The sequence below is a fragment of the Actinocorallia lasiicapitis genome, from assembly GCF_054778695.1.
Genome location: NZ_BAAGZI010000234.1, coordinates 1 through 9,173 on the forward strand (window position 1 = coordinate 1; position 9,173 = coordinate 9,173).

Here is a 9,173-nt window from a genome sequence, read left to right on the forward strand (position 1 = left end):
CGCCCCGGCCCTGCCGAGCCTCCCGCAGCCACGGCTTCCACCGTCGCGCCGACCGCGCTCGCCGCGCTGTTCGAGGCCCGCTCGCGCGCCGTCCTGGCCCGCGACCGCGACTCCTTCCTCGCCTCGGTGGACCCCGCCGAGATCGGTTTCCAGGTCAGGGAGGGCGAACTGTTCGACGCCCTGTTCCGTGTCCGCTTCTCGCGGTTCGCGGAGACCGTCGCGGCGGTCGAGGGGGAGCTGCTGACGGTCCACCGGGCCTACCGGCTCCAGGGTTTCGACACGGTGGACGCCGTCCGCACCGTCCATCTGCGCCACCGGGCGGGCCGGCTGGTCGGCGACGGCGGCTCCGAGCATCGCGACGCCCCGGATTTCTGGTCGTCGCCTGATCTCCGCGCGGTCCAGGGCGGGCACGCCCTCGTCCTGGGTGACGGCGCGCTCAAGGAGATCGCCGCCCAGCTCGACCGTTCCGTGCCCCTGGTCTCGGCGGTGGTCGGCCGTTCGTGGCCGCAGCGCGCCGTCGCCCTGGCGCCCGCCGACGCGGCCACCGCCGCCACCCTGGCCGGCGGTCAGGATCTCGACACGATCGTCGCCCTGGCCGTGGCGCCCCCGAACGCGGACCGCTCCCCGGCCCCGTCCCGGATCCTGATCTCCCCGGACGTCTGGTCGCGCGTCAACGCCCTGGGCCGTCGCGTGGTCCTCACCCATGAACTCACCCATATAGCCCTGAACAGTGCCTCGGACACCAAGACCCCGCTCTGGCTGGTCGAGGGTCTGGCCGACTACATCGGCTACAAGGGCACCGGCACCCCGCCCCGCAAGGCCGCCAAGGAGCTGACCGGGGCCCTCGCCGACGGCTACCGCCCCACGGCCCTCCCCGACCGCGCCCGTTTCGCCGCCGCCCCGAGCGAGGCCTACCAGGAGTCCTGGCTGGCCTGCTCCTACATCGCCGAGACCCACGGCGAACCCGCCCTCCTCGACCTCTACCGCCTCTCCTCCCACCTCCCCGAACCCCAGGCCATGCGCCAGGCCCTCGGCACCCCCTCCATCACCCCCGCCTGGCTCGCCTACCTCCGCTCCCGCCTCGCCTAGGACGCTGCCGAAAAAGACCCCTCCGGAGCCCGGATCACTCCGGCTTGCCGGTGAAGGTCAACCACCACATAGCGGGGCGAGCCGGTCCTTTTCGGCGGACTCCTAGTGGGAGCGGCGGCGGGTGCGGAGGTGGCGGGCCGTGGCCGCGGTGGCGATGGCCAGGAAGGCGAGGGCGGGCAGGAGGTAGGGGGTGATCGGGGAGGTGGGGGACAGGGCCGTGGTCGCGGAGACCGGGGTGGCGGCGGCGTCCGGGCCGGAGGGCGCGGGGTGTGTGTGGTTCTTGGCCGGTTGGACGGGGGCGGTGGCCTCGCGGGCGGCGGAGCGGGCGAAGCGGACGTCCGAGCAGGAGTAGAACGCCTCGGGGCTGTCGGAACGCTGCCAGACGGCGTAGACGAGGTGGCGGCCGGTCCTCTTAGGGAGTTTGATCGCGGGGAAGACGTACACGCCGTTGACCAGACGCGGATCGGTCTTGCGGAGGATCGGCTTGGGTGTGAGGTCCGACCAGCGCAGCGGGCGGGTCGGCCGGTAGGAGTTCTTGGTGACGAAGAGCGAGAAGGTGCCCTTGTGGGGCGCGGTGCCGCGGAAACGGAACGTGTACTTCGCGCCGGCCTTGAGCCGGGTGGCGGGCCAGTCGGCGCGCGGCAGGTCCAGGCCCGCGTACTTGGGGTTGCCGGCGCTGCAGAGCCGGCCGTCGGGGATGCGCTTGCGGTGCTTGCCCGCCGCGTCGGCGATGTTGACGCCGTTCCAGTCGTAGAACGCCTGCGGCCCGCTCACCTTGACGGCGGCCTTGCAGGCGGCGCCCTTCGGGTTCTCCGGGTTGGCCCGGTAGCAGACCAGGGCGCGGCTGGCGGGGTTCTGCATCGTGCCGTGCGCCGACACCGCACCGCCCGGCAGCAGCGCGACGGGCACCGCGGCCAGTACCGCGACGGTCAAAGTCCTGCGCATGTGGATCCTCCGGGGGTGTGAGCGGGTTTTCGCAGGCTATGACCGGAGAGCGCGCGAAAAAGGGCGCTTAGGGAGCCTTTAAGGCGGGGATCAGGCCCCGTTGAGGGTGCGGTCGATCACCTGAGATCCTGGACGCGATGAAAACGCTGATCCTCACCAACGACTTCCCGCCGCGCCCCGGGGGGATCCAGCAGTTCGTGCACAATCTGGCGCTGCGCCGCCCGGCGGGGTCCGTCGTCGTCTACGCGCCCGCCTGGAAGGACGCCGCCGAGTTCGACGCCGCCCAGCCGTTCCCCGTCGTCCGGCACCCCACCTCGCTGATGCTGCCCGAGCCGTCCGTGCTGAAGCGGGCCCGCGAGATCGTCAGGACCGAGGGCTGCGACTCGGTGATCTTCGGTGCGACGGCCCCGCTCGGCCTGCTCGCCCCCGCCCTGCGCAAGGACGGGATCCGCCGCGTCGTCGGCATCACCCACGGCCACGAGGCCGCGTGGGCGCAGCTCCCGGGAGCCCGCGCCACCCTCCGCCGGATCGCCGACGGCCTCGACGTCATGACCTACCTGGGCGAGTACACCCGCTCCCGGATGGCCAAGGCGGTCTCCCCGGCGGCCGCCCACCGGATGCACCGGCTGGCCCCCGGCGTCGACGAGCGGATGTTCCACGCGGGGGCGGGCGGCGAGGAGATCCGCAAACGCCACGACCTGTCCGGACGGCCCGTCGCCGTCTGCGTCTCCCGGCTGGTGCCCCGCAAGGGCCAGGACACCCTGATCCGCGCCTGGCCCGAGGTGCTGCGGACCGTCCCGGACGCGGCGCTCCTGCTGGTCGGCGGCGGCCCCTACCGCAGGGAGCTGGAGGAGCTGGCCGGGGCGCTCGGCGTCGGTTCCTCGGTCTTCTTCACCGGCTCGGTGCCCTGGCGTGAGCTGCCCGCCCACTACGACGCCGGCGACGTGTTCGCGATGCCGTGCCGCACCCGCCGCCGCGGCCTGGACGTCGAGGGCCTGGGCATCGTCTATCTGGAGGCGTCGGCCACGGGCCTGCCGGTCGTCGCGGGGGACTCAGGGGGCGCTCCCGACGCCGTCCTGCCGGACGAGACCGGCCTGGTCGTCCCCGGCGGCTCCGCGGACGCCACGGCCGCCGCCGTCGCCGGTTTCCTCGCCGACCCGGCCAGAGCCCGCGCCCTGGGGGCCGCGGGACGAGCCTGGGTCGAACGCGAATGGACGTGGGAGCGCCAGGCCGCCCGCCTCGACGCCCTCCTCACCGGCTGACCCACCCGGACAACGGGAAACGGCGCCCTGCTCCGCGGTGAGGAGCAGGGCGCCGTCCGGTTTGGTCGGCCTCCGGCACGAGCGTGAGTTCAGCGCGGTCGGAGGCCGGGCTCTAGGGTCGGGATGAGATCAGTGCGAGTATCCCTGGCCGCGGCGGAGCGGCAGCGACTTCTTCGCGGCGGCCTGCCTGCCGGGCGTCGGACGCTGCGAAGCGCTCTTGAGCTTGTTCTTGGCCGCGCGGCGCTTCTCGGACTGGGTGCCCTCTTCGAGCTCGTTGCGCGTGAGACGGGACATTCGCGATCCACCCCTTTCACCGGGCCGGCCAGTGGAAGCCGACCTCCTGGTAACACCCAGTATTCATCCGGACGCACCAGGAGAGAACCGACAAAAGGTAGATCTTGGACCCCTCGGGCGTAAGGGTTCAGCGAGACGCCCGAAGGGTCCGATCGCCTGCGGCTACTTGCCGTAAATGGCCTCGACGTCCGCGGAGTACTCCCGCATGACGACATGGCGCTTGACCTTCAGCGACGGCGTCAGCGTGCCGTTGGCCTCGGTGAAGTCGTCGTTGAGGATCCGGTACTTCTTGATCTGCTCGGCCTTGGAGACCGAGAGGTTGGCCGCCGCGACGGCCTTGTCGATCTCGGCGCGGACCTTGGGGTCGTCGACGAGCTCGGCCACCGACTTGCCGGACAGGCCGTTGGCCTCCTGCCACGGGCCGATCGCCTCCGGGTCGAGGGTGATCAGCGCGCCGATGAACGGCTTGGAGTCGCCGACGACCAGACACTGGCTGACCAGCGGGTTCGCCCGGACCCTGTCCTCCAGCGGAGCCGGTGCGACGTTCTTGCCGCCGGCCGTCACCAGGATCTCCTTCTTGCGGCCGGTGACCTTGAGGAAGCCCTGGTCGTCGAGGGAGCCGAGGTCGCCGGTGTGGAACCAGCCGTCCTCCAGCGCCTCCTTGGAGGCGGTCTCGTTGTTCCAGTAGCCGCGCAGCACGTTGATCCCCTTGACCAGGATCTCGCCGTCGTCGCCGATCTTGATCGAGACGCCGGGCAGCGGCCGTCCGACGGTGCCGATCCGCAGCTCACCGGGGGTGTTCACGGTGGCGGGCGCGGTGGTCTCGGTCAGGCCGTAGCCCTCGAGGATGGTGATCCCCACACCGTGGAAGAAGTGCCCGAGCCGCTCGCCGAGGGCCGCGCCGCCGGACACGGCGTGGGTGACGTTGCCGCCCACGGCCTCCCGCAGCTTGCCGTAGACCAGCTTGTCGAACAGGGCGTGCTTGGCCTTCAGCACCAGACCGGCCTTGCCGTCGGCCTCGCTGTAGGCGATGGCGGTCGCCGCGGCGGCCGCGAAGATCTTGCCCTTGCCGCCGGCGATGGCCTTCTGCTCGGCGCCGTTGTAGACCTTCTCGAACACGCGGGGGACCGCGAGCAGGAAGGTCGGCTTGAACGAGCCCAGGTCGTCCAGCAGGTTGGTGATCGACGGGCTGTGGCCGACGACCACGCCGGACTCGATGCTCAGCGTCTGGATGAACCGCGCGAACACGTGGGCGAGCGGCAGGAACAGCAGGGTGGAGCCGCCGAGGGCGCCGAGCACCTGGTCCAGCTCGCCGGCCTTGGCGTTGCGGCCCAGCTCGGTGAAGTTGGCGTGGGTGAGCTCGCAGCCCTTGGGACGCCCGGTGGTGCCCGAGGTGTAGATCAGGGTGGCGAGGTCGGCGCCGGTCCGGCCGGTGCGGCGGGCCTCGACGTCGGCGTCGGCGATGTCCGCGCCGAGCGCGGTGAGCTCGTCCAGGCCGCCGTCGTCCATCACGAAGATCTTGGACGCGCCGGCCTCACGCGCGCTCTCGGCGTGCTTGGCCGACTCGACGATCACGCCTACCGCGGCGGAGTCCTCGAGGATCCAGTTGATCTGCTCGACCGAGGAGGTCTCGTAGATCGGCACGGTGACGGCGCCCGCGGTCCAGATGGCGTAGTCGGTGAGGGTCCATTCGTACCTGGTCCTGGACAGCAGGGCTACCCGGTCGCCGGGCTGCACGCCGGCCGCGATCAGGCCCTTGGCCAGCGCCACGACCTCGTTCTTGAACGCGCCGATGCTGACCGGCTGCCAGCCGTCCTTGCCGTGGGGCTTGCGGAAAGCGATCTGGCCGGGGTTCCGCGCGGCACGCTCGAACACCGCGTCGGTGATCGTGGCTGTGGCGGGAACTTCCACCAGGGCGTCTACGGTGACTTCGCGCACGATGGTCCTTACATCATCCAGGGTGGGGTGGATCGACGGTATCGCTTTCTTCCTACCCGTGGGTAGGCACCCGGGCGGAGACGCCGTTCACACTCCGTTCAAACTCCCCTGGTGTCCTAGTCTGGCCTGGTAAAGCCTTCTCTAAGGGTAACTCGGGGGATTCCATGCTCGAAGTCATCGCGCTGACCGTCGCGGACGCCGTGGCGGCCGAGCGGGGCGGCGCCGACCGTCTCGAGCTGGTGGCCGACATGGCCGCGGACGGACTCACCCCCGACGCCGGGACCGTGGCCGAGATCCGCGCCGCGGTGGGGATCCCGATCCGGCCGATGCTCCGCGCCAACGCCGGTTTCGCCACCCACCAGGCCGAACTGGACCGGCTGCGCTGCGCCGCCGAGGCCCTGGCGGAGGCGGGCGCCGACGGTTTCGTCTTCGGTTTCCTCGACGCGGGCCGCGTCGACCTGCCCGCCGCCTGCGCCCTGGCCAGGACCGTCGCCCCGCTGCCGTGGACCTTCCACCGGGCTGTCGACCACGCCGTCGGCGGCTGGGACGACGTCCGCCGCCTCCAGGGCCTCGACCAGATCCTCACCTCGGGTTCCACCACGAGCGTCCGCGACGGGATCGAGACGCTCCGGCGGCGCGCCGAGGCCGACTCCCGGCTGATCCTCGCCGGCGGCGGCCTGCGCCAGGAGGACGTTCCGGTGCTCCGCGCGGCGGGAGTGACCGGTTTTCACGTCGGGGGCGCCGTCCGCAAGGCCCGTTCCTGGGACGCCCCGGTCGATGAGGGTCTTGTGGCCTCATGGAAGTCGTTGAGTAGTTAGATGGAGGTATGCGCCTCCATGTGGTCAGCGACGTCCACGGCCGCGCCGACGCCCTCGCGGAGGCGGGCCGCGGCGCGGACGCCCTGCTCTGCCTCGGCGACCTGATCCTCTTCGTCGACTACGAGGATCACGGCCAGGGTATGTTCGCCGAGCTGTTCGGCGCGGCGGCGGCCGACCATCTCATCGCGTTGCGTGCCGCGAAGCGCTTCGGGGAGGCCCGGCGGTTCTCCCGGGAGCAGTGGGCGTCCCTGGACGGCGACGCGTGGCCGCACATCGAGCGGGCCTGCCGCCGCCAGTACGAGGAGCTGTTCGCGGCGATGCCGGAACCGGCCTACCTCACCTACGGCAATGTCGATCTGCCGGACCTGTGGGCCGACCACCTGCGTCCTGGGCACACCGTCCTGGACGGCCAGACCACGGTGATCGGCGGGTTGCGCTTCGGTTTCGTCGGCGGGGGGCTGCGCACCGAGTACCGAACGCCGTACGAGATCGACGACGCGGCCTACGCCGCCAAGATCGAGGCGCTGGGCGAGGTCGACGTGCTGTGCACGCACATCCCGCCCGCGGTCCCCGAACTGCTGTACGACGTGGTGGCGCGCCGGTTCGAGCGCGGCAGCGAGGCCGTCCTGGAGTTGATCGAGCGGGTGCAGCCGCGGTACGCGCTGTTCGGCCATGTGCACCAGCCGCTGGCGGCCCGCCGGAGGATCGGTCGTACCGAGTGCGTCAATGTCGGTCACTTCAGAGCCACCGGAACGCCCTATGTGCTCGATCTGCCGGGGTAACTTACCGTCGGGACTAGCTAGGAGGAACCATGGCCGACCGGACCAGTTCGAGCATCACCATCGCCGCGGACAAGAAGGCGATCATGTCGGTGATCGCCGACTATCCCGCGTACCCGACCTGGGCGGACGGGATCAAGTCCGCGGAGATCACCAAGACGTATGACGACGGCCGTCCCGAGGTCGTCAGGATGACCCTGTCGTCGGGTCCGATCAGCGACACCTACAGCGTGCGCTGCCAGTGGAGCGGCGACGACGAGCTCCGCTGGGATCTGGCCGAATCCGGCACGGTCGTGACGGGGATGCACGGCAGTTACGTGCTGGCGGATCGGCCGTCCGGGGGCACCGAGGTGACCTATGAACTCGCTGTGGACGTGAAGATTCCGATGATCGGCATGTTCAAGCGCAAGGCGGAGAAGATAATCATCGACGCCGCGTTGAAGGGCCTCAAGCGTCACGTGGAGAGCCGGTGACCTTGTCAGATACCCACCAGTAACCGTTCCGGCACGATACGGTACGGCCGACCGCAAGGTGTTGATGTACACATGCCCGACCAGCCTGGTTATGTCCTCGATGAGGCGTTCAAGCTCTTCGAGACAGTTCGCCGCAGAATGAGCGACGACCGGGGCAAGCCCGGCGACGTGTGGAGCGAGGCCGTCCGCGAGGAGCGGCCCGAAGGCACGTGCCCGCACGGCTGCCCGGCCTGCCGCGCCTACGAGGCGGCCAAGACCAGCGGCCCGGACGTCGTCTCCCATGTGGTCGATGCCGGTCAGTCGCTTTTCGCGGCCTTCCAGGACGTCCTGGCGGGGTATGAACGCTCACGCCCCGCCCGTCCCGAAGCCGAGTCGAAGGCGGAGGGCGGCGAACCAGAGCCGATGGACATCGGCTGACCGCGGTATGACCCGGGCGTCGGGAACCGCTCGGAAGAGGAGGAAAGCGTCAATGTCGTTGACCATTGGTGTGGACGTGGGCGGCACGAAGGTCGCCGCCGGAGTGGTCGACGAGCAGGGGCGCATCCTCGAGAAGCTGCGCAGGCCCACCCCGTCCACCAACCCGGAGGAGACCGCGGAGGTCATCTCCGAGGTGGTGCGGCTGCTGAAGAAGCGGCACGAGAAGGTCGTCGCGGTCGGGCTCGGCGCGGCGGGGTTCGTCGACGAGAGCAGGTCGACGGTCCTGTTCGCGCCGAATCTGGCCTGGCGCGACGAGCCGATCAAGGAGAAGGTCGAGAAGCGGGTCGGCCTGCCGGTGGTCGTGGAGAACGACGCCAACACCGCGGCCTGGGCCGAGGCGAAGTTCGGCGCGGGGCGCGGCGACTCCCATCTGGTGATCGTCACGCTGGGCACCGGGATCGGCGGCGGGATCATCGTCGACGGCAAGCTCTACCGGGGCCGGTACGGGATCGGGGCCGAGTTCGGCCATATGCGGGTGGTGCCCGACGGCCGTCGCTGCGGCTGCGGCAACCGGGGCTGCTGGGAGCAGTACGCCTCCGGCAACGCCCTGGCCCACGAGGCCCGCGATCTGGCGCGGGTCGAGCCGCAGCGCGCCAAGCGGCTGCTGGAGCTCGCCGGTGGAACGTTTGAAGCCATCACCGGCCTGGTCGTCACCGAGGCGGCCCGCGAGGGCGACCCGGCGGCGCTGGAGTGCTTCCAGTCGGTGGCCGAGTGGACGGGCCAGGGCATCGCCGATCTGGCCGCGACCCTCGACCCGGAGGCGTTCATCATCGGGGGCGGGCTGTCGGCGGCGGGCGATCTGCTGCTGGAGCCCGTCCGGAAGACCTTCGCCGCCTCGGTCACCGGCCACGGCTACCGCACCCTCGCCGACGTCCGGATCGCCGAGCTCGGCCCCGACGCCGGGCTGGTCGGCGCGGCGGACCTCGCCAGGGACTGACCATGATCCGGGTGCTCGGCTACAACCTCCGCTCCCTGCGCGACGACCGCGCGGCCGTCGCCCGGGTGATCAACGCCTGCGCGCCCGATCTGGTCTGCCTGCAGGAGGTGCCGCGGTTCGCGGGCTGGCGGCGGCAGCGCGACGAGCTGGCCGCCGCGTGC

Annotated in this window: 10 protein-coding genes; 7 read left to right on the top strand and 3 right to left on the bottom strand. The window is 71.1% G+C overall.

Features of this window, described 5'->3' with window-relative positions; translation table 11 throughout:
* Window positions 1–1,089 (top strand): basic secretory protein-like protein (locus ACYVE7_RS22470; RefSeq protein WP_460366974.1); only part of this gene is annotated, 1,089 nt, incomplete at its 5' end.
* Between the two features lie 102 nt (window positions 1,090–1,191).
* Here the strand turns inward: ACYVE7_RS22470 and ACYVE7_RS22475 are convergent.
* Window positions 1,192–2,034, bottom strand: coding sequence for a lytic polysaccharide monooxygenase auxiliary activity family 9 protein (locus ACYVE7_RS22475; protein WP_460366975.1), 843 nt, complete (start codon window positions 2,032–2,034; stop codon window positions 1,192–1,194).
* Window positions 2,035–2,171: 137 nt separating this feature from the next.
* Here ACYVE7_RS22475 and ACYVE7_RS22480 point away from each other — a divergent pair, with 137 nt between their 5' ends.
* Window positions 2,172–3,296: a glycosyltransferase family 4 protein gene (locus ACYVE7_RS22480; protein ID WP_460366977.1), complete on the top strand. Its 1,125-nt coding sequence runs from the start codon at window positions 2,172–2,174 to the stop codon at window positions 3,294–3,296.
* A gap of 129 nt (window positions 3,297–3,425) precedes the next feature.
* Here the strand turns inward: ACYVE7_RS22480 and ACYVE7_RS22485 are convergent, their stop codons facing one another.
* Together ACYVE7_RS22485 and ACYVE7_RS22490 are read right to left on the bottom strand one after the other, a co-directional pair.
* On the bottom strand, window positions 3,426–3,590 hold the full coding sequence (locus tag ACYVE7_RS22485; RefSeq protein ID WP_460366978.1) for a hypothetical protein: 165 nt from the start codon (window positions 3,588–3,590) through the stop codon (window positions 3,426–3,428).
* Between the two features lie 162 nt (window positions 3,591–3,752).
* A complete protein-coding gene (locus ACYVE7_RS22490; protein ID WP_460366979.1) occupies window positions 3,753–5,528 on the bottom strand; it encodes an AMP-dependent synthetase/ligase in 1,776 nt (591 codons plus the stop codon).
* 164 nt (window positions 5,529–5,692) lie between these two features.
* Here ACYVE7_RS22490 and ACYVE7_RS22495 point away from each other — a divergent pair, with 164 nt between their 5' ends.
* The 5 genes from ACYVE7_RS22495 (at window position 5,693) to ACYVE7_RS22515 (ending at window position 9,012) form a co-directional block, all read left to right on the top strand.
* A complete protein-coding gene (locus ACYVE7_RS22495) occupies window positions 5,693–6,346 on the top strand; it encodes a copper homeostasis protein CutC (RefSeq protein WP_460366980.1) in 654 nt (217 codons plus the stop codon).
* A gap of 8 nt (window positions 6,347–6,354) precedes the next feature.
* Window positions 6,355–7,128 (top strand): metallophosphoesterase family protein, encoded by a 774-nt coding sequence (locus ACYVE7_RS22500; RefSeq protein ID WP_460366981.1) that lies wholly within the window; start codon window positions 6,355–6,357, stop codon window positions 7,126–7,128.
* Between the two features lie 29 nt (window positions 7,129–7,157).
* The gene (locus ACYVE7_RS22505) at window positions 7,158–7,598 is read left to right on the top strand and encodes an SRPBCC family protein (RefSeq protein WP_460366982.1); all 441 of its coding nucleotides are present in this window, start codon (window positions 7,158–7,160) and stop codon (window positions 7,596–7,598) included.
* 72 nt (window positions 7,599–7,670) lie between these two features.
* The gene (locus ACYVE7_RS22510) at window positions 7,671–8,015 is read left to right on the top strand and encodes a hypothetical protein (protein WP_460366983.1); all 345 of its coding nucleotides are present in this window, start codon (window positions 7,671–7,673) and stop codon (window positions 8,013–8,015) included.
* A 52-nt stretch (window positions 8,016–8,067) separates the two neighbouring features.
* A complete protein-coding gene (locus ACYVE7_RS22515; protein WP_460366984.1) occupies window positions 8,068–9,012 on the top strand; it encodes an ROK family glucokinase in 945 nt (314 codons plus the stop codon).
* The last annotated feature ends 161 nt before the right edge of the window (window positions 9,013–9,173 follow it).

Coding starts and splice junctions, on each gene's coding strand:
- ACYVE7_RS22485 (WP_460366978.1), bottom strand. CDS start 3,590: ATGTCCCGTCTCACGCGCAACGAGCTCGAAGAGGGCACCCAGTCCGAG.
- ACYVE7_RS22475 (WP_460366975.1), bottom strand. CDS start 2,034: ATGCGCAGGACTTTGACCGTCGCGGTACTGGCCGCGGTGCCCGTCGCG.
- ACYVE7_RS22505 (WP_460366982.1), top strand. CDS start 7,158: ATGGCCGACCGGACCAGTTCGAGCATCACCATCGCCGCGGACAAGAAG.
- ACYVE7_RS22495 (WP_460366980.1), top strand. CDS start 5,693: ATGCTCGAAGTCATCGCGCTGACCGTCGCGGACGCCGTGGCGGCCGAG.
- ACYVE7_RS22500 (WP_460366981.1), top strand. CDS start 6,355: ATGCGCCTCCATGTGGTCAGCGACGTCCACGGCCGCGCCGACGCCCTC.
- ACYVE7_RS22515 (WP_460366984.1), top strand. CDS start 8,068: ATGTCGTTGACCATTGGTGTGGACGTGGGCGGCACGAAGGTCGCCGCC.
- ACYVE7_RS22510 (WP_460366983.1), top strand. CDS start 7,671: ATGCCCGACCAGCCTGGTTATGTCCTCGATGAGGCGTTCAAGCTCTTC.
- ACYVE7_RS22480 (WP_460366977.1), top strand. CDS start 2,172: ATGAAAACGCTGATCCTCACCAACGACTTCCCGCCGCGCCCCGGGGGG.